The organism is Streptomyces sp. NPDC101490 (genome assembly GCF_044767145.1).
In the GTDB taxonomy this organism is placed as follows: Bacteria; Actinomycetota; Actinomycetes; order Streptomycetales; family Streptomycetaceae; genus Streptomyces.
The window spans coordinates 1-25,032 of sequence record NZ_JBIWNI010000031.1 but is presented as its reverse complement, the minus strand read 5'-3'; the positions used below and the strand labels follow the sequence as shown (position 1 = coordinate 25,032).

Sequence of the window (25,032 nt, the reverse complement as noted above, 5' to 3'; positions counted from 1 at the left end):
AGCGCCTCGGGAACTTCCGGCGCACCCGTGACGACTCCTCCGTGACGGAGGTGAACACCCGTGTGCCGTGGGGGAGATGAGGTGTGCGGCGGGCGCGGTGCACACCCGTGGACGGTCGGGGAGACGAGGTGCGTGGCGAACGCGGTGAACACCCCTGGGTGGTAGGGAAGTTGAGGCGCGAGATGAGCACGGTGAACACCCGTGCGTGGTGGGGGACATGAAGAACCATGTGGGCCCGGTGGACACGGCGGCGGCCGGAACCGGCCGGGACGCGGGCCGGGGCCTGACCGCGCTCCTGACGACCGCCATGGCCTTCTCGATGATGCAGCTCTTCCTGATCGGCGCCCTCGGCCCCCGGCTCGTCGACGGACTCGGCGTGTCGGAGACGGTCCTCGGTCTGACCACCACGGTCGGGTTCGGCACGGCGGCCCTCCTCTCGCCCCTCGGTGGCCGTGTCGTGGACCGGTTCGGGCCCCGGCGCGCCCTGACATGGCTGCTCGTCGTCTCCGCGGTCGCGCTCGCCCTGATCGGCGCGGCCCCCGGACCGGGTCTGCTGCTCGCCGCCGTGGCGCTCGGGGGTCTTCCGCAGGCACTCGCCAACCCGGCCACCAACAAGGCGATCCTGGCCGCCGTCCCCGCGCCGAGACGCGGGGCCGTCACCGGAACCAAGCAGTCCGGCGTGCAGGTGGGCGCGTTCGCGGCCGGGCTGCCCCTCGCGGCGGTGGCCGGACTCCTCGGCTGGCGCGTCGCGGTGTGGGCGGCGGCCTGCGCCGCGCTCGGCGCGGCCCTGTGGGCCCGGCGCGCGCTGCGCCCCGACACCCCGACGCCGAGGGCGCCCGCCGACCGCACGTCGTCCCGGCGCGGGGCTCCCGTCCCCTGGCTGGCGGTGTTCTCGCTCTTCCTCGGCGCCGGGATCGCCTCCGTCAACACCTATCTCGCCCTGTTCGGGGTCCAACGCCTGGGCCTGGGGCCGACGGTGGCGGGCGCGCTGGTCGCCGTCCTCGGCGTCGCCGGTATCGGCGGCCGGATCGGCTGGTCCCGGGCGGCCACGCCCGGCCGGGCCCGGTGGCTGCCCGGCCTGCTCGCGGGCGGCGCCGTCGGTGCTGCCCTGCTCCTGGCGGCGGCGGTGGGCGCCGGGCCGCTGGTGTGGCCGGCCGCCGTCGCCGTGGGTGTCTTCGCCGTGTCCGGCAACGCGGTCTCGATGGTCCTGGTCCTCCAGCGTTCCGCGCCCGGCCGGGCCGGTCAGGACTCGGCACTGGTGTCCGCCGGATTCTTCGCCGGATTCGCCCTGGGCCCGCCCCTGTTCGGTCTGCTCGCCGAGCAGGGCCGGTACGCGGAGGGCTGGTTCCTGGTCGCGGCGGAGTTCACCCTCGCGGCGGCCGTCGCCCTGGCCTGGGCGGTACGGGACCGGCGGCGCGAGGGGCCGGGGTGACCGCCGGACCCTGGGCCGAGGAGGCCCTCGGACTGCTGATCGCCCGGGCCGGGGAGACCGCCGTACGGGTGGGCGACCGGTTCCCCCTGTACGCGGACCCGGACGACGGCCGGTGGACGACCACCGGGCGCGGCTCGTGGACCGGCGGCTTCTGGGCGGGGCTCCTCCACCTGCGGGCCGGGCACACGGGAATCCCCGCCGACCGTGCGGCCGCCGGGGCCGCCACCGCCCGGCTCGCTCCCTGGGCCGACGCGGACACCGCGACCCGGGGCCTGATCCTCTGGTACGGCACGGCCCTCGCGGCCGGGGACGGGACGGCGGACGCCCTGCGCGAGCGGGCGGCGCGGGCCGTGCTCGCCGCGTGGGACCCGCGACTCGGCCTGGTCCCGTGGGGCGCGGCGCTCGGCGGCCCCCGGCTGCGGGCCCGCGCCGACGGCGTACCCGGTCTCGTCCCGCTGCTGGCCTCGGCGGGCCCCGAGGGACGGACGGCCGCCGCCGCGCACCTGGACCGGCACCTGGAACTGTGCCTGCCCCCGACGACCGGCCCCCGGTCCCGTCCGGCCCGTCCCCGTCCGGCATGGCGGCTGGACGAGGACCGCCGGGCGGCGGAGGCGGACCGTGTGCCTGACAGGTGGTCGGCGGTGGACTCCGCGTCCGGACACCGGGTGGTGGAGGCGGACCGTGTGCCTGACAGGTGGTCGGCGGCGGACTCCGAGCCCGGACACCGGACGGCGGGGGCGGACCGTGCACGTGGCAGACGGTCGGCGGCGGACTCCGTGCCCGGACACCGGGCGGTGGAGGCGGACCGTGTGCGTGGCAGACGGTCGGTGGCGGATCGCGTGCCCCGGCCTCGGCCCGTGGACGCGGTTCGTGCGTACGGCAGTTGGACGGCGGAGGCGGACCCCGCGCCCGGCTGGACCCGGGGCGAGGCGTGGCTCCTCCTGGCCGTCGCGGACGCCCTCCTGCTCCCGGACGTCCGGCCCCGCTGGTCCTGGGACGCCGAACGGCTCCTCGAAGCGGGCGAGTTCCTCACCGGACCGCTCGTCCCGCCCGCCGAGGCGCACCGCCCCGACGGCCCTCTGGACACCTCCGCCGCCGCCGTCGCGGCGACCGCCCTGCTCAAACTCGCCCTCGTCCCCGGCTTCGGACGGGCCGCCGCGTGCGCGGCCCGCGCCGAAGCGGTCCTGCGCGCGCTCACGGCCGCCCACCTCACCCGGCCGGGCGGCCCCCGCCCGCCCGGGATGCTCCTCGACGGCTGCTACGACGCCCACGCCGGAACCGCCGTCCGGCACGAACTCGTCTGGGGGGACTTCTTCCTGGCCCTGGGCCTGTCCGCACTCCTCGGCCGGACGGACCTCAGACGGGTGTGACCCCGGGGCCGTGGTGGCTCCGCAGCACCCGCCGGGCCACCGAGGACACGTGCTGCTCGTCGGGGCCGTCGAGGATGCGGGCCGTCCGTCCCGTGCGCAGCAGCGCCGGAAGGGGGGTGTCCGGCCCGAGCCCGGCCGCCCCGAAGACCTGCACGGCACGGTCCGCGACCTCCTGGAGCGCACGGGCCGCCGCCGTCTTCGCCAGACCCACCTCCACCCGGGCGTCACGGCCCTCCGCGACCAGGGTCATCGCCTCGTACGCCAGCGGACGGGCGGTCCGCAGCGCCAACAGCGCCTCGAAAACGTGCTGTTGGACGAGCTGATGGTCCGCGAGCGGACCCCGGGCGCCCCGGCGGGCCACCGCCCGCCCGCAGAGCAGGCCGAAGGCGCGCTGGGCCTGCCCGATCCAGCGCAACGCCCTCAGCGTCCTTCCCAGTTGGAGGCGTTCGGAGGCGACGGTGAGTGCCCGCCCGGCATCGCCCACGAGATGGTCCCCGCCGACGGTGACACCGTCGAACGCGATCTCGTACTGCCCGGTGGAGCCCAGGACGGGCAGCGCGCGGACGATCCGGAAGCCGGGGGAGGCCGTCGGTACGAGGAGCAGCGACAGGCCGTCGCGGTCGCCGGGTGACCCGCCGGTGCGGGCGAGCACGGTCACCAGGTCCGCGTCCGCCGCGTGGGAGACGAACCACTTCCGGCCCGTGACCCGCCAGCCGCCCCCGGGACTCCGCTCCGCCCGGGTCGCGGTCAGCGCGGGCTCGGTGCCGGGCGCGTCCGGCTCGGTCATCGCGTAACAGCTCCGCAGGGCGCCCGAGACCAGGCCCGGCAGGTACTCCGTCCCCACCCGTGGCGAGCCGTGCCGGGACAGCATCCGCACATCCAGGAGGGGCGCCGACCCGAGGGCGGCCGGACCGTGGTCACTGGCGCCCTCCGCCTCGGCGAGCGATCCATAGGCCGCCAACGGGAGCCCTCCACCGCCGAGTTCCGACGGAAGGGGCAGCGCCCATAGGCCCTCGCGCCGCGCCTGTGACCGCAGCAGTTCCCGGGCCTCCCCGGCGCCGGGTCCACCCGCGTCCAGCTCCGGCTCGCGGGGGAACACCCGCTCGCGGACGAACACGGCGACCCGCTCCCGCAGCGACTCGACATCCGTTACGTCATGATCCCTCACCGTTTCCTCCGTTCCGGGAACTCGGCGGAACACCCGTCCGACTGCCTGCCCGTGGAAGTGGTCGGGCGCGGCCCCGCCCCAGTTCCCGCACCCGTGACAGTCCCGCGCGGCGGCCCGGACCGCCGCGCCAGGAGAGGAGAGCCATGGCGTCACCACCGGCCACGCGCCCCGAGGCGCGTCCCCCGCTCGACACCGCGCGTCCGCTCGACGCACTGGACTTCCGGGTCGGCGGCCCCACGGCCCTGACCCGGGTCGTCTCCGAGCATCTGCGACGGCTCGGGGCACGCGTGCACGACGGGGACGGCGTCGGCATCGACGGCATCGACGGCGTCGGCGTCGGCGACGGGGCAGAGGATGCCGGTGCCGGTGCCGGTGGCGCGATCGAGGGCGCGGGTGGCGGCTTCGCGCCCCTCACGGCCCGTACCGCCTGGGGCGCGAGCGGCTCCGGCATCGAGGACGAGGCCACCGCCCAGGCGGTCACCGGCGTGATGGCCGTGCACGGCCGCCGCCACGGCTCCCCGCGCGGCACCGGCGTCGACCTCCTCGCCACCGCCACCGGCGTGCTCACCGTCCAGGGCCTGCTCGCCGCACTCGTCGGCCAGGCCCGGGGCGGCCCGGCGGCCCGTGTGACGACGACGGCCGACCGGGCCGGTCTGCTCACGGTCTCCCAGTACCTCGCCGCCGCCGGGGCCGACGAACCGGAAGCCGTCGAACCGGCCCCCGGCGGACCGCCGTTCACCTCCGCCGATGGCGTCGTCTTCGAGCTGGAGACGCTGGACCCCGAGGCGTGGGCCGCGTTCTGGCGGGCCCTGGCGGCCCCCGCCGAGGCGATCCGGGCGGGCTGGCGGCCCTTCCAGTTCCGGTACGCCACCGCCGCCGCGGCCTTCCCCACCGTCCTGCACGAGGTGACCCGGGGGCACTCGTGGACACGGGTCCGCGAGGCCGCCGGGCTCTCCGGCGCGGAGGTCTGCCGACTGCGCACCCTCGCCGAACGGGCCCGCGAGGACGACGGCGCCGACCCGTGGACCCTGCGTCTGCTCGGCCCGGGACACCGGTCCGACGGCGCCCCCTCGCAGCCCGCCCGGCCGCTGTCCGGACTGACCGTCCTGGAGGCGGGCCGCCGCATCCAGGCACCCCTCGCCGCCCATCTGCTGGGCCTGCTCGGCGCCCGGGTGATCCGGATCGAGCCACCGGGCGGCGACCCGCTCCGGGGGATGCCGCCCGCGTGCGGCGGGACTTCCGCCCGCTGGCTCGCCCTCAACCGGGGCAAGACGGCCGTCGAGGCCGACATCACCTCGCCCGCCGGACGCCGACGGCTGCGCGGACTCGCCGCCGAGGCCGATGTGTTCCTGCACAACTGGGCCCCGGGCAAGGCCGCCGCGCTCGGCCTCGACGACGCCCACCTGACCGCGCTCAACCCGTCCCTCGTGTACGCCCACACCGGCAGCTGGGCCGACCGCCTCGACGACGCCCCCATGGGCACCGACTTCATGGTGCAGGCCCGCACCGGGGCGGGGGAGGCCGTCCATCCCTCCGGCGAACCGCCCGTACCGTCCCTGATGACGCTCCTCGACGTCCTCGGTGGTCTGCACGGCACCGAGGCCGTCCTCGCCGGACTCCTGCTGCGCGCACGCACCGGACACGGCGTACGGGTCGACTCCTCCCTGCTCGGCGCCGCCGACACCCTCCTCGCCCCCGCCCTCCACCGGGCCGCGACCGGCGCCGACCCCCGCCGCCCCGCCGGATTCCGCCACCCGCTCCGCACCTCCGACGGCTGGGTCGCCCCCACCGACGCCTCCGCCACCGCCGCCTCGGCGCACGACGTCACGGGCATGTGCACCGAGGACGCCCTGGACCTGCTGCGCGGCCACGGGCTGACGGCCACCGCCGTCACCACCGACCTCTCCGCCCTCCACCACGACCCGCGCCTGTCCGGACCGATCGGCCGGGACGCGCACGGCGCCCCCGCCGTCCCCGACCCCTGGAGCCTGACGTGACGCCCCTGACCGACCTCCTGCCCACCGCGCTCCGCCGCTCCTGGGCGGCCGACGGCACCTGCCCCGACCTCGACCTCTACAGCCTCCACCGGGCCGGACAGATCGCCGACCCGCACCGCACGGCCGTGATCGACGGCAAGGGAGCCCTCTGCCGCACGGCCCTCGACCGCAAGGCCCGATGTCTGGCCGAGGGACTGCGCGGACTCGGCGTCCGGGCCGGTGACGTCGTCGCCGTACAACTCCCCGACGACCGCCACGCCGTCATCACCGACCTGGCCCTCGCCGCCCTGGGCGCCGTCGCCCTCCCCTTCCCGGTCGGACGCGGAGCCGTGGAGGCCGCCCGGCTGCTGCGCCGCGCGGAGGCCGTCGCGGTCCTCGCCGCCGTGGAACACCGGGGCCGTACCCCCGCCGCCGACCTCCTGGCCCTCGCCCCGACGCTGCCCGCCCTCCGGCACGTCGTCGCCGCCGGTCGCGGCACCGTCCCCGAAGGAACGATTCCGCTCACCCGGCTGCTGCGCACCCCGCCCACGGCCTTCGTCCCGGCGCGCCCCGACCCCGACGGCGCCGCCCGCATCCTCGTCTCCTCCGGTTCCGAGGACGAGCCGAAGATGGTGGCGTACTCCCACAACGCGCTGGCCGGCGGACGCGGCAACTTCCTCGCCTCCCTCATGCCCGACGGCACCCCGCCCCGCTGCCTCTTCCTGGTCCCCCTGGCCTCGGCCTTCGGTTCCAACGGCACCGCCGTGGCCCTCGCCCGGCACGGCGGCACCCTCGTCCTGCTCGACCACTTCACCCCCGAGGCCGCGCTCGCCGCCGTACGGGAGCACGCCCCCACCCATGTCTTCGGCGTGCCCACCATGATCCGGATGATGCTGGAGGTCCTGGAGAACGAGGACACCCCGGGGCCCCTCCCGGCGCCGACCGCGCTCGTCCTGGGCGGCGCCCCCCTCGACGAGACCACCGCGCGGGCGGCGGCCACCGCCTTCGGCTGCCCCGTCGTCAACCTGTACGGCTCGGCCGACGGCGTCAACTGCCACACCGGCCTCCGGCACACCGTCCCGCCGACCACCCCCTCGGGCGTCGTCGCGGGCCGCCCCGACCCCCGGGTCGCCGAGATCCGCATCACCGACCCCGACACCCACGAACCGCTGCCCGACGGACGGGTCGGCGAGATCGTCTCGCGCGGCCCCATGACCCCGCTGCGCTACGTGGGCGCCCCGGAGCTCGACGCCCGCTACCGCACGGCCGGGGGCTGGGTCCGCACCGGCGACCTCGGCCTCCTCGACGACGACGGCGTCCTGCACGTCGTGGGCCGCCTCAAGGACGTGGTGATACGCGGCGGCGCCAACATCAGCCCCGCCGAGGTGGAGCGCGCGCTCGTCTCCCACCCGCGGGTCCGGGACGCGGTCTGCCTGGGAGTCCCCGACCCGCTCATGGGCGAACGGCTCGCCGTCTGCCTGGTCGCCAAGGGCTCACCGGACCCGTCCCTCGCCGACCTCGCGGCGCACCTGACGGCACGGGGAATCGACCGGCACAAACACCCCGAGCGACTGCTCGTCCTCCCCGGACTGCCGCTCACGGCGGCCGGGAAGCCCGACCGGTCCGCACTGCGGGCCCGGCTCGCGACGACCGACCCGGCGGCGGCCCTCGTCGAAGCGTGACGGGGAAGACCGGGGAGAGGGGAGGCGAGGGGGAGGCGTGGGAAAGGGGAGGTGAGGGGGAGGCCGGGGGAGACGAGCGCGCCTCCCCGGCCTCCCCTCACCGTGGGGGCGCGGTCAGGACCCGCCCATCGCCTTCTTCAGCTCGGCCGCCGCCCCCCGGTACACCGCCAGGAGATCCAGGTCCTCCCCCGGGTAGTTCACGATCCCGACCTGCCGGGCGCCGGAGCCCGGCAGCACGGTCCCGGTCGACATGTGGGCGTTGTCGAGCACGTACGCGGGCCGCTTCGCCGTGAGCGCGGCCAGCCCGGCGGGGGTGACCGGTTCGGGGCCGTACGTGCCCACCGTCGTCGCGCCCGCGAGACCGGCCGCCCAGGCGGTGAACACCTGGGAGACGACGGCCGGGCTCCGGCCGCCCGGCCAGGCGGCCCTGAGCTCCCCGTTCAGCCGTGTCACCTCTCCGTCGAGCCGGTCCTTCCACCGGGCGGCGTCGTCCTCCGTGCCGAACAGGCCGCCGAGACGCAGGACTTCGGCCCCGGCCTTGGCCGGATCGTTGTCGAGCCCGACCTCGACCAGCTTCGCCCTCGAACCGGCCGCCTCCTTGATCTTCGCCGCGTACGGCTCGAACGGCGCGTACAGCACGAAGTCGGCCTTCGCGACGGCGGCCAGGTCGGACGGCTTCGGCTCGTAGTCCGGGGCGTGCCGCACGGACGGCGGCACGAGCACGGTGACGTCCTCGGCCCCGGCGGCCCGCGCGAAGGCGCCCTCCCAAGTGGTCGTGGCCACGACCACCGGCTCGCGCCCGGCCGCCCCGGGACCTGCGGCGGGGGCCGTCTTCCCGGCTCCGCACCCGGTCAGCGGGGTCAGCACCGCGCTCAGTGCGAGGAGGGAAGCGATACGGGTGAGACGGACGCGGATGCGCGCCATGAGCGGTTTCTCCGTTCGGGGACGAGATGCGCGGCGAGGACGACGAGCCCCGCCGTCAGGACGAGGACAGGCCCCGGGGGCCAGTCCAGCCACAGGGCCAGCAGGAAGCCCGTGGCGTTGACCACGACACCGATGCCGACCGCCCACAGGGTGATCGACCCCAGCGAGCGGCCGAGGCGGCGGGCCGCCAGCGCGGGCAGCAGGGTCAGGGCGTCGACGAGGAGCGCCCCGGTCAGCCGGATCGCCCCGGCGACCGCGACGGCGACCAGGACGAGGAGAGCCGCCGTCAGGAAGCGGACGGGCACTCCGGAGACCTCGGCCAGCTCACGGTCGTACAGCAGCAGCGCCACGTCCCGGCGCCGCCACCAGAACAGCCCCGGTACGACCACGGCGAGCGCGCCGAGCACGACGAGGTCCGCCGTGCCGACCGACAGGATCGAGCCCCACAGCAGGGCGAAGGCCCCCGAGGCGTTGACACCGGAGACGGCCAGGAGGAGCAGCGCGGCGGCGACGGCCAGGCTCATCAGCAGGCCCATCGCTCCCGAGAGCCCCGTCGGCGTGCGCGCCAGCGGGGCGACCGAGGCCCCCGACAGCGCACAGGCCACCAGTGCGCACAGCATCGGATCGATGCCGGTCAGCAGCCCGACGGCGATGCCGAGGAGCGCCACGTGCATCATGGCGAACCGCACCGGCATGATGTCCAGGCCCACGATGACCACGCCGATCACCGGCAGCCCGACGGCCGCGAGGAGCAGCGCGAGCCCCGCCCGCTGGACGGGCAGGAGCTGGAGCACGGCGCCCAGGTCGGCGGTCGCGAGCGCGCTCACCGCACCTCCCGCAGCCGTCCGGCGGCCATCTCCAGGACCCGGTCGCAGCGTTCCGCGAGGGCCCGGTCGTGCGTCACGACCACGAGCGTGACCGGCAGCGAGGTGAGCACCCCGGCCGCCTCCTCCTGCCCCGCGAAGTCGAGGGCGGCGGTCGGTTCGTCGGCGAGCAGCACCCGCGCGCCCGCCGCGACACAGCCGAGGGCCCGCGCCAGGTACATCCGCTGCAACTGCCCGCCGGACAGGGTGCCGACCGGGCGCGCGGCCAGCGCGCCGACCCCGAGCCGCCCCGCGGCCCGTACCGCCTCGGCCGGAGCCCCGCTGCTCGCGAGCAGTTCGTCACCGCGCAGCGGGAACCGTCCGGCGGCGGGCTTCTGCGGGATCCAGGCGCACGACCGGCGCCGCCACGCCCACTCGGCGGCCGAGCGCGCACCGCGCCCGCCGACCTCGATGGTGCCGGTGGTCCGCCGGTGCAGCCCGAGGACGGCGCGCAGCAGCGTCGTCTTCCCCGAGCCGTTCGTCCCGGTCAGCGCGACCCGTTCCCCGGCGGCGATCTCCAGGTCCACCCCCGACACGGCCTCCTCGGCGCCGTGCCGGCAGGCGACCTCGCGCAGGTGTATGTCCAGTCCGCCCATCCCGTGCCTCTCGCCGCCGCCGTGTCGGTGCGGTGAGGGAGTCGTACGGCGGCGGCGCCGGGTTCCCGGTCGGCTGGACCTCCCGTGCACTCCCGCAGACCCGGGCGAGGACCGCGCACCTCCTTCTTGCACATATATTGCAAGTGCAGGAACTGCGCAAAAGGAGTGACATGGTGGGCGGACCGGTGGTGCTGGGGATCGAGTCGTCGTGCGACGAGACCGGCGCGGGGATCGTGCGGGACGGCAGGCTGCTCGCGCACGTGGTGGCGTCGAGCATGGACGAGCACGCCCTCTTCGGCGGCGTCGTGCCCGAGATCGCCGCCCGCGCGCACCTCCAGGCGTTCACCCCCGTCGTACGGGAGGCCCTCGACCGGGCGGGACTGCGGCTGAGCCAGCTCGACGCGGTCGCCGTCACCACCGGACCCGGCCTCTCCGGGGCCCTCCAGGTGGGCCTCGCCGGGGCGAAGTCCCTCGCCTACGCGGCGGGGGTGCCGCTGTACGGGGTGCACCACCTCGCCGGTCACGTCGCCGCCGACACCCTGGAGAACGGGCCGCTGCCCAGCCCGTGCGTCGTCCTGATCGTCTCCGGCGGCCACACCTCCCTCCTCCTCGTACGGGACCTGGCGCGCGATCCGATCCTGCACCTCGGCGACACCCTCGACGACGCGGCCGGGGAGTGCTTCGACAAGGTCGCCCGGATCATGGGCCTGTCCTACCCGGGCGGGCCCGCCATCGACCGGGCCGCCCGCGACGGCGACCCCCGCGCGGTGCGCTTCCCCCGTCCCCTGACCCGCCCCGGGGACGACCCGTACGCCTTCTCCTTCTCCGGGCTCAAGACGGCCGCCGCCCGCTGGGTCGAGCGGCACCGCCTCCAGGGCCTGGACCTTCCGGTCGCGGACGGGGCCGCCTCCCTCCAGGAGGCCGTCGCCGACGTCCTGACCCGCAAGGCCCTCGCCGCCTGCGCCGCGTACGACGTCCGGACCCTGATCGTCGTGGGCGGGGTGGCCGCTAACTCCCGCGTCCGGGCACTGGCCGAACAGCGCTGCGCCGCCGCCGGGGTGGAACTCCGGGTACCGCCGATGACCCTGTGCACCGACAACGGCGCCATGATCGCGGCCGTCGGCGACCTCCTCGTCCGCGCGGGCGCCGAACCCGCCCCGCTGGACGTCTCGATCGACCCCTCGGCCCCTCTGGAACGCGCCTCCCTGACCCCGCTTCCGCCGACCCCGGCCACCGTCGGCTCCGCGTCGTAAGAGCCTGGACCGCCCCGGCCCGCCCCACCCCGCACCACGGGGGTTCGGCCCCGGCCGGGCCGCCGCCGCGCCGAGCGGGACGCCCGACGGACCGGCCCTGACGTCACGCGCCCGGAACCACCGGCGGCGGGTGCGCCGCTCCCGACCTCGCCCCCAGTGACGGACGGCGCCGAACCAGCGAACGCGCGCGGGCCCGAGCCCGAGTCGGTGCTGGTGCTGGTGCTGCTGCTGGTGCCGGTGCCGGTGCCGGTGCCGGTGCCGGTGCCGGTCCGACCGCGCCACGGCCGCCGGACGGCCGGGCTGGGCAGGGCCGGGACCGGGGTCCGCCGTGCCGCGACGGCGGTCAGGCGGCCGGGCCGGGGTCGTTGGGGTGGGGTTCGAGGGCGGTCACGGTGAGAGTCATCCAGGGGCGCAGCGGGAGGGTGCCGAGGACCTTCTCGTGGAGTTCGTCCTCGTCGGCGGCGCGCCACACCCCGATGCTCCGGAGTTCTCCCGTGGGGCGCCACAGCCGGGCGAGGTGGCCGCTGGCCGCCAGCTCGCGGGCGCGCAGGGCCTCGGCGGTGCGGCGGCGGTCGACCTCCTCGGAGGGGGTGCCTTCGGGAACGGTGGTGGTGATCTCGACCAGGTACTCGTTCATGGCGCGCTGCTTCCTTCGCGGGTCCGTCGTGGCGGGTCCCGGAGGGCCGGTCCGCCGTGACCTCCATCGTCGACCCGCCGACGCCCCGGCGCCACGACCGGCACCCTTCCTGCGGGGAGGAGGCGCCTCCCGGCGGCCTCGACATCGGGGCGTGGAGCTTCGTCGGTCGCGGTACTTCCTCGCGGTGGCTCCTGGCGGTGGCTCCTCACGGTAGCCGAGGAGCTGGACGTCGGCCGGGCGGCGGCCCGCCCGCTGATCGCGGGTCCGTCGCCGCCCCGGCAGATCAAGGCGCTGGAGCGGGACCTCGGGGTGGTGCCGTTCGACCGCGGAGGGCGGTCCGTGGCGCTCACCGCGGTCGAACGGCACTGCTGCCGCACGTGCGGTCCCTGCTGGAACGGGCCGACGACCTCAAGGCGCGGGCGGGGCGACTGTCGGGTTCGCGGCCGGTCCGCCTCGGATGCGTCAACCGGCTGCCGCCCGATCTTGGCGCCCGCATGCGGGACGGCGAGGGTGCTCGTGGACGCGTGGGTCGCGCCGTCCTCACCCAGGCCACGCGCGTCGCGGACGGCGGCCTCGACCTCGCGGAGTTCTGGGTGCGCCGAGGAGACCTGGAGCGCGCGTATGCGACGAACGCCCGCCTTCCAGCGCGTGTCGCGCTCGGAGGCGGGCGTTCGTCGGCTCTGTCACGCCCTCGACGACAGCGCATCGGGAAACCTTCGTGGCACCCGACTGGTCACACAGGGCACTGGGCGCGAAGGGCTCAGGAGATCGTGAACACTCGCTTGGAGCTGGCGTAGTAGGGGGAAATCGTTCCCGCACGCCATGTGCTGACCCGCATTTCCAGCTTCTCGCCCAGGGCCAGCTTCCCGGAGAACTTCACGGCAAGGGAACTGGGTCCATCGGTGTCTGCTTCAGCCGTCTGCTTCCAGCTCTCCGACGTCCCGCCGTACTCGATCCACGAGGTGAGTCTCTTGCTCAGGCAGTGGGCGTCGACCTTGCCGTCGAAGGAGTACCCGCCCTCTCCGTCCCAGGAGACCTTTCCGGTGGCCGAGCCCGAGCAACCATGGCCGTCGTCCTTCTCGGCCTTGAAGTAGACGCCGGTCGAGCCGGGTTCGACGGCGGTCGGTGCCGCTGCACCCACCGGCTGGGCGCTGATGCTCGCCACGCAGACGGAAGCCAGTGCGAGTGAGACCAGGCGAGCCTTGGTGCGTGGAGCGAGAGACCGCATCAAAAGAATCCTGACGTTCGACGGAATTCATTGCGACGAGCGTATGGAGCGGCGCGGATGCGGGGCAATCGCTCATACAGGTGAGTGATTTCGAGCCAATCCGGATGAATTCTGTTCGCGCACGAAGGGATCAGGCGATCTTTACGGATCATCGGACGATCCCATCCCGTCATCGAGAATTCCCGCAGGATTTTCCGGGGACAGGCTACGAGGGGGACAGGCTACGAGGGAGCGTGTCGAAGGGGGGCCGGTCGCGGTGTCGTGCGTCGGTGACTCAGTTCGAGGGCTTTGTCGTTGAAGGCGCGTACGCGTGCGGTCTCGCAGGACTTGCGCCAGACGAGGCCCCAGGAGAGCGGAGGGGCGTCGATGATGCGCACATAAGTGATGTCGGGCCGGACGTAGAAGAGGTTCACTTCGGCGCCCACGGTGAAGGCTCCTTCCCCGGCGCCCACCAGGGCGAGCACTTCGAGGAACGTGGTGGTGTGACGGCCGTGGGCGATGGTCCTGCCACTCGGTGTGAGGGAGGGGACCCGGTCCTCGGCGATGGAGGGCGGACAGTTCTCCGGCATGCGCAGCAGGGTGATGTCGGCCAAGTCCTCCTGGCTGATGTGCGGGCGGGACGCCAGCGGGTGCCGGGAGGAGACGGCCAGGTACCGGTCCTCGCTCCACAGGGCGGGCCCCACGGCCAGGTCCGGGTCGGTGAAGGGCCGGGGGATGAGGATCAGGTCGGAGTCGTGGCCGCGCAGGCCGGTGATGACGGTGTTCATCTGGAACTCCTGGAGACCCGCCTCGGTGCTCGGGTGCTCGGCGTGGTACGCCCGGATCACCTCCAGGAGGAACTGGCCGCCCTGCGCCCCGAGGAAACCGACGGTCAAGGGGCCGTCGAAGCCGCGGGCGGCCGTCATGGCGCGTTCCAGGGCGTGTTGGACCTGTTCGTAGCCGGGGCGCAGGTCCTCGTGGAACTGGGCTCCGATCCGGGTGAGCGCGACCCGTCGGCTGGTGCGGTCGAACAGGCGCGCGCCGATGCGGCGCTCCAGTTTGCTGATGATCTGGCTCATCCGGCCGGTCGACACCCGCAGGTGTTCGGCGGCGCGGCCGAAGTGCAGTTCTTCGGCCAGGACGAGAAAAGCCTCTATCTCGTAGCGTTCCACGTGTCCCCGCAGACATGTTCGTCGAGAGCCCTGAAGTGATCCGGCCGTCCCCGCTGTCCGGCCGTTCCGCCCGCTGACGTCCCCGGGGCGGCCTCCGGAGGTTCCGGAGGCGCGCCGGGCCGGGAAGCCGTCGACCGGGCCAGTGGTGCTTGGCGGGCCTCGGCGGTTCCCCGCGCGACCGCGCGCTGTCTGGGCGGGCCGGAGGTGGCCGGACTCTGCCCGCGAGATGACAGGCGTTCTGTTCGGGCGGGAAGGTGCGGATGCCGTCGGCAGGCTCCGCACCCCGCGGGAATATAACACGGCACGTGCCGTGCCGTTATGGTGAAAAGCGTGACTGACAATTCTTCCGCCCGGGGTGGCCGCAGCGCCGAACGCACCGCCGACATCATGCGAGCCACCCTCGAACTCGCCCAAGAAGTGGGTTACGCCAAGCTCAGCATCGAGGGCATCTCGGCCCGCGCCGGCGTGGGCAAGCACACCGTCTACCGCCGCTGGTCCTCGAAGGGCGCCGTCTTCCTGGACGCCCTGCTGTCCTCGATCGAGGGCGACCTGGACTACCCCCGCACCGGGGACCTCGTCGCCGATCTGCGCGTACAGATGATCAATGCCGTCGATCTGCTCGCGAAGCCCCCTCATGATCGGCTCTACGCAGCCCTTGTGGGGGAGGCCCAGCATGATCCGGCGGTCGCCCAGGCTCTGTACGAGCGCTTCGTCGAGCCTCAGGCGGCCCGGACGGCCGACCGTCTGAGGCTGGCTCAGGAAGAGGGGCAGCTGTCGCCCGATCTCGACCTGGAGACGGTGGTCGCCCTGCTCTACGGCGCTTATTACCACAAGCTCCTCCTCACGCCCTTCCCCGTGTCGACGAAGGATGTCGATCTCGTCCTCGACGTCTTCTTCAGGATCGGGATGCGTCCCCCGGCGGAGTCCTAGGGCCAGCCCGCCACCCACGGAACAGCACCGAGCCCCCGGCACCGCGCCATTGACGGCGCCGCGCCGGGAGCGCCATGTGTCGCGGTGGATACGAGGAGACCAGAGGCTGGTCCCTCGCCCTTCTGGGGCGGCGGCGCCCTCCTGGTGCGGGACGGCGGCCTCCCGGTGCGGTGCCGGGCGCTCGGTGCGGTGCCGGGCCCGGTTGGCCGTACTCACCACAACGCTTCCCCACCAGGGCCACGGAGGCGTTCCTCGTCCTCGCAGGTGCCCTGCGGGTCCTGCTCGGCGAGGAGGCGCTGACGCCGGGCATCGGCGACTTCCTCACCGGCTCACCGGCTCCCGCCTCACCGAACGCGCCGCAGGCCTTCGCCCCCACATCGGGCGAGGAGGGCGACATGCTCGTCGTCCTCGCACCGGGCACGGAGCACTTCGACCACTACCGGCTCCTGGCCTCGGGTGCGCCCGGGGTGAAGCCACTGTCCAGGACACCCGTGACAGCACCGAGCGGTACGGCAGACACCACTTCGGCAACCACCTCTTCGACGGCCTGGTCCGGAAGGAATCGCCCACCCGGGGCCGATCCGGCCAGGGCCGGAATTCGCCCCATTGTTTAGCCGTGCTGCATGAACCTCATGTGATTCGTCGTTGTTCCGGACCACCCGCAGGCCGAATGCTGGTTGTGCCCCTTCCGTACGTAGGGAAAGGGGCGCGATCCAGCAGGATTTCCGGCCCGGGTTATTTCTTCGTGCGTGGATATCCCGGAGTCTGCCGCATTCAGGGTGAATGCGGCAGGGCGGCGTTCATCTATCGAATTCACAGGAGTGGTCATGGATTTGCAGCTTGCCGGACGGACCGCCGTGGTGACGGCCGCCAGTGGCGGCATCGGCGGCGCGGTGGTGCGGACCCTGCTCGCCGAAGGAGTGAAGGTCCTGGGCGCGGACCGCGAGGTCTCGGCGGAACTGGAGGAGACGGGTGCCTTCACGGTCGAGGCGGACCTCCTCACACCCGAGGGCGCCGAGGAACTGCGGCGCGCGGCCCAGGAGCACCTGGGAGGTGTCGACCTGCTCGTGAACGGTGTCGGCGGCCTGGCGGGGCTGGATCTGGGCGGGCTGCCGGACCTGGACGACGAAACGTGGCAGCGGGCGTTCGAACTGAATCTCTTCGGGACCGTACGGGTCACCCGGGCGCTGCTTCCGCTGCTGCGGGAGTCCGTGGTCAACATCTCCACGAGCGTGGCGCACTGGCCGGCCTCCGGGCCGCACTGGTACGGCGCGTCCAAGGCCGCGCTGACGGCCTTCGGCAAGGGGCTCGCCGACGAACTGGGCCCGCGCGGCATCCGGGTGAACACCGTTTCGCCCGCGCTCATCCGCACCCCGCTGTGGGACGAGTACGGCCCCCGGGTCAGCAAGGCGGGCGGTGCCGACTTCCAGGAGCTGATGACCGATCTGCCGGAGAGGATCAACGTCACTCTGGGCCGCTGGGGCACTCCGCAGGAGGTCGCCCACGTGATCGTCTTCCTCAGCTCCCCGGCCGCCTCCTACGTCACGGGCAGCGACTACGTCATCGACGGCGGGCTCCTGAAGGTCCTGTGACCGGTCGGGACCTGTGCCCGGCCCGGCGGGCCCGGTGGCCGGTGGCCGGTGCGGGAGCTTCAGGTCCCGCGCCGATCGTTTGGTCCCGCACCGACCGTTTAGCCGGGCGCCGGGTTCCTTGCGTGATCAGTCGTTGTTCCGGCCCCACGGCACGACGAGTGTGGAGGCAGTGCCTCCCGCCGTGTCCACGGCGGGAGTTCCTTCCCGGAGGTATGTGTGATGGCTGGGCTGTTCGACCCTTTGACCGCGGGCAAACTGCGGCTGTCCAATCGACTCGTGATGGCGCCGATGACCCGCAGTCGCGCCGACACCCGGGGGACCGTCTCCCCTTCCGCCGCTGAGTACTACGCCCAGCGGGCGTCGGCGGGGCTGATCATCGGTGAGGCGACGCAGATCAGCGAGCGGGGGCGCGGCTACCTGTCGACGCCGGGTCTGCACACCTCCGAGCAGGCCGTCGCGTGGCGCCGGGTCACCCGTGCCGTGCACGACGAAGGCGGGAGGATCGTCGCCCAGCTCGTGCACTGCGGCCGCGTCGGGCACCCGAGCCTGTACGCGGACGGCGGCGATCCGGTGGGGCCTTCGGCGGTCGCCTCGGGCGGGCAGCTGTTCACCCCCGATGGGATGCTCGACCATCCAGTACCGCGTCGGATGACCCTCGACGACATCCAGTCCGTGATCGAGGACTTCGCCGCTGCCGCGGTCCACGCGATCGAGGCGGGTTTCGACGGGGTGGAGATACATGCCGCGAACGGATTTCTGCTGCACCAGTTCCTGGCCGACGGCTCCAATCGGCGCACCGACGCCTACGGCGGCTCCGTCGAGGGCCGTATCCGTCTGACCCTCGATGTCGTCGCGGCGGTCTCGGACGCGATCGGGCCGGAACGGGTGGGAGTCAGGCTCTCCCCGGGGAGCACGTACAACGGGATCAGCGAGAGCGACACCGCCGGGCTCTACACCGCGCTGGCCCGCGCGCTCGCACCGACGCCGCTGGCGTACTTGCACGTCTTCGAGGTGCTCGACCGCCCCACCACCAGGCTGATCCGGGCCGCGTGGCCGGGTGTGCTCGTCCTGTGCCCGCACCCGACCGCCGACTCCTTCCCCAGCACCCCGCAGACCGCCGCGGAGGCGCTGCGGGAGGGGGTCGCGGACGCGGTCGCGCTGGGGGAGATGTGGCTCGCCAACCCGGACCTGCCCGCCCGGATCAGGGCCGGCGGACCGTACAACGCGGCCGACAAGGACACCTTCTACGGCGGTGACCACCTCGGCTACACCGACTACCCGTTCCTTGACGCGGACCGTTGACGGCCGACGGCGTCCGGCACTCTCCCAGCTCCGGGGACGCGTCGCCGTCCCGGGGGCGGACAAGGACCACCACATGCGAGCAGTGCTCCACGGCCCCGAGGGCCTCCACCTCGCCGATGTGCCCGAGCCACGGCCACGGGACGGCGAGGTGCTGATCGCGGTGGCCGCGATCTCGCTCGACTTCGGTGAGGTCGCCCACCGGCCGACCGGCACCTCGGCCGGACGCGTCCCGGGCTGGGACGCGGCGGGCATCGTCACCCGTGGCGCGGCCGACGGCTCCGGACCGCCGGTCGGCAGTCGCGTCGTCACCTTCGGCTGGGACGGCGCCTGGGCGGAACTGCGTGCGGCGGAGACGACGAACCTGGCTGTCGTCCCCGACGGCATCGACCTGGGCGTCGCCGCCGCTCTTCCGGTCGCCGGGGTCACCGCGCTCCAGGCCCTGCGGCGTCTGGGTCCCGTACGGGGCCGCCGGGTCCTGGTCACCGGCGCCTCGGGTGGGGTCGGCCGCTTCGCCGTCCAGCTCGCCGCCCTCGCCGGGGCGTGGGTCATCGCCTCGGTGGGAGACCGCAGCCGTGCGGAGGGACTGCGCGAACTGGGGGCCGACGAGATCGTCCTTGAGCCGGGCGCGCTCTCGGACCCGGTGTTCGGCGTGCTCGACAACGTCGGCGGCGACCAGCTCGCCGAAGCGTTTCTCCGCCTGGAACCCGACGGTGTGGTCCAGGCGATCGGCCGCGCGGCGCGTCTGCCCACCACCATCGACTTCGAGGTGGCCGGAACGCTGCCCGCCCGGGCGCGACTGGAGAACTTCAACGTCGCCACGCCCTTCGGGCCCGACCTCGCGGTGCTGATCCGACTGCTGGAGTCCGGGCGGCTGGTACCGCAGATCGGCTGGCGCGGGCACTGGGAACAGGCCGAACTCGCCTCCACCGCCCTCCTGGCGCGCCGGATCCACGGCAAGGCGGTGCTGGACGTCCCCGCGTCCCGGCGCTGGGCGGTGGAAGCCGCGGGCGGCACACCATGACCCACGGCGGACAGCGGTCACCGCGGGGCCGCCGTCGGCCATCCGCAACCGGCCGCGCGCACCGGTCCGTTCCTGGTGGAGGACCGCCGGAATCCGTCGTGGAGCACCTGCTCGCGCGGCCACCGATGAGTTTCTGTTCCCCGTACCGTCTACCGACCGAAAGCCGCGACGGCACCGGCTGCCCCGACGGCCGGAGCCCACAGAGACAGAGAAGAGAGAAGAACCATGCAGTACGCACTCGTCTACTCCTATGACCCCGCCGAGACCGGGCCGGGCGGAGACACCGAGGTGGGTGAGTGGATCGCTCTCGACGACGAACTCACCGAGGCCGGGATCAAGATCCACGAAGCAGGGTTCCACCCCGGCGCCCAGGGCAAGACGGTGACCGTCCGCGACGGCGGAGCCACCGTCACCGACGGTGTCGCCGGGGGCTCCGTCGTCGCCGGTTACTTCATACTCGACGTGCCGGACGAGCAGACCGCGATCTCCTGGGCCCGGCGGATTCCCTCCGCGCGCTACGGCCGGGTGGAAGTACGCCAGGTCGCCGTGGTCTGACCAGGCTCTCTCCCTCTCCCCTTTCGCTGCGACGGGTGCCGGGTGCCGGGGGCGCGGGGCCGAGGGTATGACCGGCGGAGGACCCGGGGTATGACCCGGGAGTGTGGGCGGGGGGCGTAGACCAAGAGGTACGACTTGGGGCGGTCGACTGCCCCCGCATCTGGTCACGGAGTGAATGATTACGCGTACTCATTCACTCCCGCAGTCCTTGAGGGCGGTGGGCCGACTTCGACGGCGACGGCTGCGCCGACTACTGGGTGATCAACACCGACGGAAGCGTCAATGCCCACGCACGGGCGGACGCGGTACCGAGGTGCCTGTTGTACGCCCACCCTCGTTCTGGGGAGAAGCTCCGTCATACGCCTGTGAAGGTCGCGCCAGGCGGCCGATCCCAACCGTACGAGCAGCTGAATGCGGGGCCGCCCCGGGTGGCCGGCGGAGAAACGGATGGCAAGGCCGAGCGCCGAGCGGGACCGGCCGCGCCCGATACGGCGACCGCGGCCGAACGGCGGCCGGTTCCGATACGGGGCAGGGCCCGGACCGTGTGTCGCGGTCCAGGCCCTGCCCCGTGCGGTGCCGCCGCCTGGCGGCGGTCCGTCAGCTCTGTGCGGTGTCGTCGCTCGCCTGCTCGGCGCCCTCGGCCGCGCGAGTCTTCTCGCGCATCTTGCGGACCAGCTCCGCCTTCAGGTCGGCGGCGTTCTGGCGGTCGGAGTTGCGGTGCGGACCGTTGTTCTGGCGTTCCGCGCGGGACTGCCTCTTGCGCTGGCCGCCGCCCTGGCCCACGGGGTTGTTGATGTTCTTGCTGTCGGTCACGGGTTCTCCCGGTGCTGATGTGCAGTGAGCTGTGGATTCAACGGTGGGGGACGGGCAGGGCGACGCCGAAGGGCGTCAGCGGGGGCCCGTCACGCTCTCACTCGTCGATCGGTGTCTGGAAGAACATGACAACGACGTTACCCGGTCCCACCGACCCCGTACGCCAGGGTGTCCCGGGCCTCGGGCCTCAGGCGCGGGGCCCGGCTCGGCTTCCTTCCAGGAAACCGAGCCGACCGGTGGCGTCGACGCACCGCCTGCAGCCGGGCCTTCTTCTTGAACACCACATACGGACTCACGCACACCACCGCCATCAGTGCCACCGCGAACGGATACCCGCCCACCCAAGTGCAGCTCCGGCATGTGGTCGAAGTTCATCCCGCAGTTGTCCGTCTCGTCGGGCGTCAGTTGCGGACAGTTGTCCCGTGCCGGGTCCGCTTCGCGTGGTCGCGGGACTCACCGCGGTTTGACCGGACGGCCGACGGTGCATGATGCGCCGATCGGGAACGTGGCCCCATAGGAGGTCGGGGCGGTGCTCGACAGGTGATCGGGGTGGACCGCGGAAACGTACCCGGCGGCGGAGGCCGCAGCGCGCCCACCGCACGCGGCCCTGACCGGGCGGGACCGGGCAGAGCCGCGGGTACGAGGTACGCCGGTGGGCCGACGGTCGTCGAGAGGATCAGTACCCCGGGGGCACCGTGCTCCAGTGCTGGGCGAAGGTCCCGTGGTAGATCTCGACGGTGACCTCGCCGCCGATCCGGTCGCTCCCGGTGAGGTAGAGATCGGGGTGGGCCGCGAGCGAGATCGTGTGCTGGCCCTGCGACCAGTACTCCGTCTTCCACTGCTGGTTCACGTTGTTCTCGTCGCAGGTCTGGAGCGTGACGGAGCCCTGGGAGCCGTTGCTCGCCGCGGTCAGGCACGTGCCCGTCGCCTTGTTCTTCATGAGCTGCTTACCGGCGGCTCCGTTCAGGCTCCAGAACTGGTGGTCGTCGTTCCGCTCACGGTCGGCCACGACGACCTTGCCGTTGCTGCCGACTTCCATGGATTTCACGACGTGGTTCGCCGGTACGACCTCGTACCGGAACCAGTTCTCGGTCTGCTGGGACGGCATGGCCGCCTGAGAGGTGGCTGCCATGGCCAGGCCGGGGGTGCCGCCCAGCAACACGGCGGCGATGGCCGCGGTCGCGATTCGCTTGGCGGGAGACATGGTTGTCGCTCTCATGTGGTGTCCCTTTCGGGTGTCTGAGAGGTGTGCGGGCTCTTCCGCGGAGGGCGTCGGAAGCCCTGCCGGCCGTGCGGCCACGCCCGGGGTCGCCCGAGAGGTCGGATCGCGCACTGCCCGGCTGCGGGCTTCAAGGGCCCGAGTGGGCACGGAGACAATCCGGACCCACTCGACCAGGCTAACCAGGTGTTCGGTAGTCCGCAGCGCAGCGGGAAAGCACAGGTCACGGGTGTGCGGGCGGGCCGGGCCCGCTCGACGGATCAGCTCGGCGGGCCCGGCGGACGGCGGAGAGCGAGGGTTACGGCCCCGGGGGCGCCGCCCACCCGGGCGGCGGAAGTGCGGGAGGCGCCACCGGGAGGAGCGCCGACGGCTGCGCGCTGGATCCCCTGGCTTCTCACCCACCCGGCGCCACGCCGACGCGGGCAGCCACCTCACTCCGGCCAGCACCCCTTCCCGCCCGTCGCCGTGGCGACCGCGAACCCGAGGCCGTTGTGATTCCTCACGCGCCGCGGGGCTCCCCGCCCGCCTCAGGTGAGCGAGCCGCCGTCCAGGAACACGTGAGTGCCGACGACGGCGCCGGCCACGGGCGAGGCTAGGCTGGACACCGCGGCAGAGCCAAGTTGATCGATGGCTCCGATGTGCGGTCTACAGCCAGTCGCGCTTCTTGAAGATGACGTACAGGCTGACGCAGACCACCGCCATCAGCAGGACCGCAAAGGGGTAGCCGGCCGCCCACTTCAACTCCGGCATGTTGTCGAAGTTCATGCCGTAGATCGTTCCCACGAGTGTGGGTGCGAACAGAATCGCCGCCCACGACGAGATCTTCTTGATCTCCTCGTTCTGTTCGAAGCCCGCCTCCGCCAGTGCGCGCATCTCCGCGTTCTGTTGTTGGGTCACCAGGGTCGCGTTCACCGTGAGGATGTCCGCCAGGGCCTGGCGGAAGCCGTCGACGCGTTCGCTCGTGTGGGTCACGTGGTCGGCGACGTCCCGGAGGTAGCGCTGGAGTTCCTCGTCCGTGCCGTACTTCGCGAAGCCCGCCATCAGGCCGTGGAGCATGGCCACCAGCGGGCGGGTCGCGCGCTGGAACTCGACCATCTCCCGGGCGAGTTCGTAGATGCGGCGGGAGACCGCCGGGTCGCCGCCGAAGACCTCCGTCTCGATCTCGTCGATGTCGTTCTGCACGCCCGCCACCACCGGCGCGTAGCCGTCGACCACCGCGTCCAGGATCGCGTACAGCACCGCCTCGGGGCCCAGCGCCAGGAGTTCCGGGTCCTGCTCCATCCGCTGCCGGACCGCCGTGAGGTCAGGGGCGGCGCCGTGGCGGACCGTGATCAGGAAGTCCGGGCCCACGAAGACGTGCAGTTCGCCGAAGTCCACCTCCTCCTGCGCGTCCAGATAGCGGGCCGCCCGCAGGACGACGAACAGGGTGTCCCCGTACCGCTCCAGCTTCGGCCGCTGATGGGCCTCCCGCGCATCCTCCACCGCCAGCTCGTGCAGGTCGAACTCGGCTGCCAGGGAACGGAGTTCCTCCTCCGTCGGGCGGTGCAGGCCGATCCACGCCATGCTGCCCGGGTGCTCCCGCAGCCGACGGTACGTCTCCGCCAGCGTCGTCGGTGAGGAGACCTCGCGGCCCTCCTGATACACGCTCGCCCGCACCACGCTCGGCCGGCCCCCGGTCGGCTCCGGCCTCTCCGACTTCGGCGGCGGGGACACGGGCGGTGTCGCCATCGGGCGCCGCCAGGCGGCACGGGTGCGGCGGTCGGACATCGTCGGGCACCTCCTCGTCCCCAGCAGGATATAGCAGGGCGTAATCGGATGAACCGGTCGGTTGAACCGGCGGGTGTGGCCGGTGTGGCTGGTGTGGGCTTCCATGCCTTCCCGATGTCCGCCACTCCACCTCCCCGAAGTCCGTCACCGCGCCCTCCGAGGTACGTCACCGAGCCCCCCAAGGCATGTCACTTCGCCTCCCCGAGCGCTTCCCTCCAGTGCGTCACCTGGCCTTCTCGGGTGCGCCCCCCACCCCCTCCCCTTGCGGACCGTACCTGTCCGCAAGGGTGAGTAACGTGCACGTCATGGCCCTCAAGACGACCCCTCCCGTGCTCGGCATCCGCGCCCTGAACCGCGCCACCCTCCACCGGCAGCTCCTCCTGGAGCGCGCCCCCATGGGCGTTGCCGATGCCGTCGAGCACCTCCTCGGGCTCCAGGCGCAGAACACGAGCCCGCCGTACTACGCGCTCGCCGCCCGCCTCGAAGGGTTCCGGCCCGAGGAGCTGTCCGCGCTGATGGAGACCCGGGCCGTCGCCCGTATCGTCACCCTGCGTTCCACCGTGCACACCCACACCGCGCGGGACGCCGTCGCGCTGCGCGGGCTCGCCCAGCCCGGGGCCGTGGACCGGGAGATCGCCGTGTTCGTCGCCCGAGGAGGGCTCGACGGCGTCGACCTCGACCGGCTCGCCGCACTCTCCCGCTCGCTCGTCGAGGCACGGCCCCGCACCCCCAAGGAGCTCCGCGAGGAACTCTCCCGGCAGTGGCCCGACGCCGACCCGCCGTCGCTCTCCGTCGCCGCCCGCTGCCTCCTGCCCCTCGTCCAGGTCACCCCGCGCGGCCTCTGGGGACGCTCCGGGCAGGTCGCCCTCACCACCACCGACCACTGGTTCGGCGCCCTCGGCGGGGAGGCCGCCGACCTCCGAGCCCCCGGCAGGGCGGCCTCCGAACTCCGAGCCCCCAGCGGGCAAGCCCCCGGCGGGCAGGCCGCCGACCTCGACGAAACGGTCCTGCGCTACCTCGCCGCCTTCGGGCCCGCTTCCGTCAAGGACATGCAGTCCTGGTGCGGCCTGACCCGGCTCCGTACCGCGTTCGAACGGCTCCGGCCCCGGCTCCTCACCTTCCGGGACGAGCGCGGCACCGAACTCTTCGACCTGCCCGAAGCGCCCCGTCCCGACCCGGACACCCCGGCCCCGCCCCGGTTCCTGCCCGAGTTCGACAACCTGCTGCTCTCCCACGCCGACCGGAGCCGTGTGGCCGCCGCCGAGCACCGCTCCCGCACCTGGACGGGCAACCGGTCCCACCGCGTCTTCCTCGCCGACGGCTTCCTGGCCGGACTCTGGCACCTCGACGAGACGAAGGAGCGCACCGTCCTGACCGTCGAACCGTTCGCCCCGCTCGGACGCGCCGCGCTCACCGACGTCCTCGCCGAGGCCGAACGGACCCTGAGGATCATGACCCCTAGGGCGTGTCTTCAAAGGGTCATATCCACATCAGGAGTGACGCGATGGTGAGGGCCGCTTCGTAGGACTCGCGGGTTTTGTCGTAGCGGGTGG

Annotated in this window: 22 protein-coding genes and 2 pseudogenes; 13 read left to right on the top strand and 11 right to left on the bottom strand. The window is 73.4% G+C overall.

All coding sequences use genetic code 11. The features are described from left to right. Positions 1 to 217 precede the first annotated feature (217 nt). Positions 218 to 1,432 (top strand): MFS transporter, encoded by a 1,215-nt coding sequence (locus ACIRQY_RS32860; RefSeq protein WP_403931781.1) that lies wholly within the window; start codon positions 218 to 220, stop codon positions 1,430 to 1,432. Then, on the top strand, positions 1,429 to 2,802 hold the full coding sequence (locus ACIRQY_RS32855; RefSeq protein WP_403931779.1) for a sugar ABC transporter permease: 1,374 nt from the start codon (positions 1,429 to 1,431) through the stop codon (positions 2,800 to 2,802). The genes ACIRQY_RS32860 and ACIRQY_RS32855 overlap by 4 nt, the downstream gene beginning before the upstream one ends. Here ACIRQY_RS32855 and ACIRQY_RS32850 read toward each other — a convergent pair. After that, positions 2,789 to 3,970: an acyl-CoA dehydrogenase family protein gene (locus ACIRQY_RS32850; protein WP_403931777.1), complete on the bottom strand. Its 1,182-nt coding sequence runs from the start codon at positions 3,968 to 3,970 to the stop codon at positions 2,789 to 2,791. The two genes, ACIRQY_RS32855 and ACIRQY_RS32850, sit on opposite strands and share 14 nt — an antisense overlap. 143 nt (positions 3,971 to 4,113) lie before the next feature. On the opposite strand from ACIRQY_RS32850, the gene ACIRQY_RS32845 reads away from it, so the two are divergent. Both ACIRQY_RS32845 and ACIRQY_RS32840 read left to right on the top strand, forming a co-directional pair. Next, positions 4,114 to 5,967 carry a CoA transferase gene (locus ACIRQY_RS32845; protein WP_403931774.1) on the top strand — a complete coding sequence of 618 codons (1,854 nt, stop codon included), beginning with the start codon at positions 4,114 to 4,116 and terminating at the stop codon, positions 5,965 to 5,967. Continuing rightward, positions 5,964 to 7,628, top strand: coding sequence for a class I adenylate-forming enzyme family protein (locus tag ACIRQY_RS32840; RefSeq protein WP_403931771.1), 1,665 nt, complete (start codon positions 5,964 to 5,966; stop codon positions 7,626 to 7,628). The genes ACIRQY_RS32845 and ACIRQY_RS32840 overlap by 4 nt, the downstream gene beginning before the upstream one ends. A 114-nt stretch (positions 7,629 to 7,742) precedes the next feature. Here the strand turns inward: ACIRQY_RS32840 and ACIRQY_RS32835 are convergent, their stop codons facing one another. From ACIRQY_RS32835 to ACIRQY_RS32825, 3 genes are read right to left on the bottom strand one after another with little or no spacing between them, the layout of a single operon-like run. Continuing rightward, a complete protein-coding gene (locus ACIRQY_RS32835; protein ID WP_403931768.1) occupies positions 7,743 to 8,552 on the bottom strand; it encodes a metal ABC transporter solute-binding protein, Zn/Mn family in 810 nt (269 codons plus the stop codon). Continuing rightward, complete coding sequence (locus ACIRQY_RS32830; protein WP_403931765.1) at positions 8,501 to 9,379, bottom strand: metal ABC transporter permease; 879 nt, start codon at positions 9,377 to 9,379, stop codon at positions 8,501 to 8,503. The genes ACIRQY_RS32835 and ACIRQY_RS32830 overlap by 52 nt, the downstream gene beginning before the upstream one ends. Continuing rightward, the gene (locus ACIRQY_RS32825; protein WP_403931763.1) at positions 9,376 to 10,011 is read right to left on the bottom strand and encodes a metal ABC transporter ATP-binding protein; all 636 of its coding nucleotides are present in this window, start codon (positions 10,009 to 10,011) and stop codon (positions 9,376 to 9,378) included. Before ACIRQY_RS32825 ends, ACIRQY_RS32830 begins: the two co-directional genes overlap by 4 nt. Before the next feature lie 170 nt (positions 10,012 to 10,181). On the opposite strand from ACIRQY_RS32825, the gene tsaD reads away from it, so the two are divergent. Then, positions 10,182 to 11,264 (top strand): tRNA (adenosine(37)-N6)-threonylcarbamoyltransferase complex transferase subunit TsaD, encoded by a 1,083-nt coding sequence (tsaD, locus tag ACIRQY_RS32820; RefSeq protein WP_403931760.1) that lies wholly within the window; start codon positions 10,182 to 10,184, stop codon positions 11,262 to 11,264. A 343-nt stretch (positions 11,265 to 11,607) separates the two neighbouring features. Here tsaD and ACIRQY_RS32815 read toward each other — a convergent pair whose 3' ends face one another. Continuing rightward, positions 11,608 to 11,901: a muconolactone Delta-isomerase family protein gene (locus tag ACIRQY_RS32815; RefSeq protein ID WP_403931757.1), complete on the bottom strand. Its 294-nt coding sequence runs from the start codon at positions 11,899 to 11,901 to the stop codon at positions 11,608 to 11,610. A gap of 222 nt (positions 11,902 to 12,123) precedes the next feature. Between ACIRQY_RS32815 and ACIRQY_RS32810 the strand changes: the two are divergent. After that, positions 12,124 to 12,518: pseudogene (locus ACIRQY_RS32810) on the top strand (LysR family transcriptional regulator); the annotation flags it as partial. Positions 12,519 to 12,661: 143 nt separating this feature from the next. On the opposite strand, the gene ACIRQY_RS32805 reads toward ACIRQY_RS32810, so the two are convergent. Then, positions 12,662 to 13,066 carry a hypothetical protein gene (locus ACIRQY_RS32805; RefSeq protein ID WP_403931754.1) on the bottom strand — a complete coding sequence of 135 codons (405 nt, stop codon included), beginning with the start codon at positions 13,064 to 13,066 and terminating at the stop codon, positions 12,662 to 12,664. Positions 13,067 to 13,350: 284 nt separating this feature from the next. Then, positions 13,351 to 14,280 carry a LysR family transcriptional regulator gene (locus ACIRQY_RS32800; RefSeq protein WP_403931751.1) on the bottom strand — a complete coding sequence of 310 codons (930 nt, stop codon included), beginning with the start codon at positions 14,278 to 14,280 and terminating at the stop codon, positions 13,351 to 13,353. Between the two features lie 330 nt (positions 14,281 to 14,610). Between ACIRQY_RS32800 and ACIRQY_RS32795 the strand changes: the two genes are divergently transcribed. The 6 genes from ACIRQY_RS32795 to ACIRQY_RS32770 all read left to right on the top strand — a co-directional run bounded on the left by ACIRQY_RS32795 (position 14,611) and on the right by ACIRQY_RS32770 (position 19,680). Beyond that, entirely contained in the window at positions 14,611 to 15,210 is a 600-nt protein-coding gene (locus ACIRQY_RS32795) for a TetR/AcrR family transcriptional regulator (protein ID WP_403931748.1), read from the top strand. A gap of 170 nt (positions 15,211 to 15,380) precedes the next feature. Then, positions 15,381 to 15,824 (top strand): hypothetical protein, encoded by a 444-nt coding sequence (locus tag ACIRQY_RS32790; protein WP_403931745.1) that lies wholly within the window; start codon positions 15,381 to 15,383, stop codon positions 15,822 to 15,824. Positions 15,825 to 16,037: 213 nt separating this feature from the next. Then, a complete protein-coding gene (locus ACIRQY_RS32785; RefSeq protein WP_351780509.1) occupies positions 16,038 to 16,802 on the top strand; it encodes an SDR family oxidoreductase in 765 nt (254 codons plus the stop codon). A 219-nt stretch (positions 16,803 to 17,021) separates the two neighbouring features. Then, positions 17,022 to 18,104, top strand: coding sequence for an alkene reductase (locus tag ACIRQY_RS32780; protein ID WP_403931742.1), 1,083 nt, complete (start codon positions 17,022 to 17,024; stop codon positions 18,102 to 18,104). A 73-nt stretch (positions 18,105 to 18,177) separates the two neighbouring features. Continuing rightward, entirely contained in the window at positions 18,178 to 19,125 is a 948-nt protein-coding gene (locus ACIRQY_RS32775) for a zinc-binding dehydrogenase (RefSeq protein WP_403931739.1), read from the top strand. A gap of 225 nt (positions 19,126 to 19,350) precedes the next feature. Beyond that, on the top strand, positions 19,351 to 19,680 hold the full coding sequence (locus ACIRQY_RS32770; RefSeq protein WP_351780503.1) for a YciI family protein: 330 nt from the start codon (positions 19,351 to 19,353) through the stop codon (positions 19,678 to 19,680). A 597-nt stretch (positions 19,681 to 20,277) separates the two neighbouring features. Here the strand turns inward: ACIRQY_RS32770 and ACIRQY_RS32765 are convergent. The 4 genes and pseudogenes from ACIRQY_RS32765 to ACIRQY_RS32750 form a co-directional block, all read right to left on the bottom strand. After that, on the bottom strand, positions 20,278 to 20,493 hold the full coding sequence (locus ACIRQY_RS32765; protein ID WP_351780501.1) for a DUF6243 family protein: 216 nt from the start codon (positions 20,491 to 20,493) through the stop codon (positions 20,278 to 20,280). Positions 20,494 to 20,759: 266 nt separating this feature from the next. Continuing rightward, positions 20,760 to 20,871: pseudogene (locus ACIRQY_RS32760) on the bottom strand (CorA family divalent cation transporter); the annotation flags it as partial. 298 nt (positions 20,872 to 21,169) lie between these two features. Next, entirely contained in the window at positions 21,170 to 21,712 is a 543-nt protein-coding gene (locus ACIRQY_RS32755; protein ID WP_403931736.1) for a ricin-type beta-trefoil lectin domain protein, read from the bottom strand. A gap of 645 nt (positions 21,713 to 22,357) precedes the next feature. Continuing rightward, the gene (locus ACIRQY_RS32750; RefSeq protein ID WP_403931734.1) at positions 22,358 to 23,479 is read right to left on the bottom strand and encodes a magnesium and cobalt transport protein CorA; all 1,122 of its coding nucleotides are present in this window, start codon (positions 23,477 to 23,479) and stop codon (positions 22,358 to 22,360) included. 305 nt (positions 23,480 to 23,784) lie between these two features. Here ACIRQY_RS32750 and ACIRQY_RS32745 point away from each other — a divergent pair, with 305 nt between their 5' ends. Then, positions 23,785 to 24,990 carry a winged helix DNA-binding domain-containing protein gene (locus ACIRQY_RS32745; RefSeq protein WP_403931732.1) on the top strand — a complete coding sequence of 402 codons (1,206 nt, stop codon included), beginning with the start codon at positions 23,785 to 23,787 and terminating at the stop codon, positions 24,988 to 24,990. The last annotated feature ends 42 nt before the right edge of the window (positions 24,991 to 25,032 follow it).

Coding starts and splice junctions, on each gene's coding strand:
- ACIRQY_RS32860 (WP_403931781.1), top strand. CDS start 218: ATGAAGAACCATGTGGGCCCGGTGGACACGGCGGCGGCCGGAACCGGC.
- ACIRQY_RS32845 (WP_403931774.1), top strand. CDS start 4,114: ATGGCGTCACCACCGGCCACGCGCCCCGAGGCGCGTCCCCCGCTCGAC.
- ACIRQY_RS32835 (WP_403931768.1), bottom strand. CDS start 8,552: ATGGCGCGCATCCGCGTCCGTCTCACCCGTATCGCTTCCCTCCTCGCA.
- ACIRQY_RS32825 (WP_403931763.1), bottom strand. CDS start 10,011: ATGGGCGGACTGGACATACACCTGCGCGAGGTCGCCTGCCGGCACGGC.
- tsaD (WP_403931760.1), top strand. CDS start 10,182: ATGGTGGGCGGACCGGTGGTGCTGGGGATCGAGTCGTCGTGCGACGAG.
- ACIRQY_RS32815 (WP_403931757.1), bottom strand. CDS start 11,901: ATGAACGAGTACCTGGTCGAGATCACCACCACCGTTCCCGAAGGCACC.
- ACIRQY_RS32785 (WP_351780509.1), top strand. CDS start 16,038: ATGGATTTGCAGCTTGCCGGACGGACCGCCGTGGTGACGGCCGCCAGT.
- ACIRQY_RS32780 (WP_403931742.1), top strand. CDS start 17,022: ATGGCTGGGCTGTTCGACCCTTTGACCGCGGGCAAACTGCGGCTGTCC.
- ACIRQY_RS32775 (WP_403931739.1), top strand. CDS start 18,178: ATGCGAGCAGTGCTCCACGGCCCCGAGGGCCTCCACCTCGCCGATGTG.
- ACIRQY_RS32770 (WP_351780503.1), top strand. CDS start 19,351: ATGCAGTACGCACTCGTCTACTCCTATGACCCCGCCGAGACCGGGCCG.
- ACIRQY_RS32755 (WP_403931736.1), bottom strand. CDS start 21,712: ATGAGAGCGACAACCATGTCTCCCGCCAAGCGAATCGCGACCGCGGCC.
- ACIRQY_RS32750 (WP_403931734.1), bottom strand. CDS start 23,479: ATGTCCGACCGCCGCACCCGTGCCGCCTGGCGGCGCCCGATGGCGACA.
- ACIRQY_RS32745 (WP_403931732.1), top strand. CDS start 23,785: ATGGCCCTCAAGACGACCCCTCCCGTGCTCGGCATCCGCGCCCTGAAC.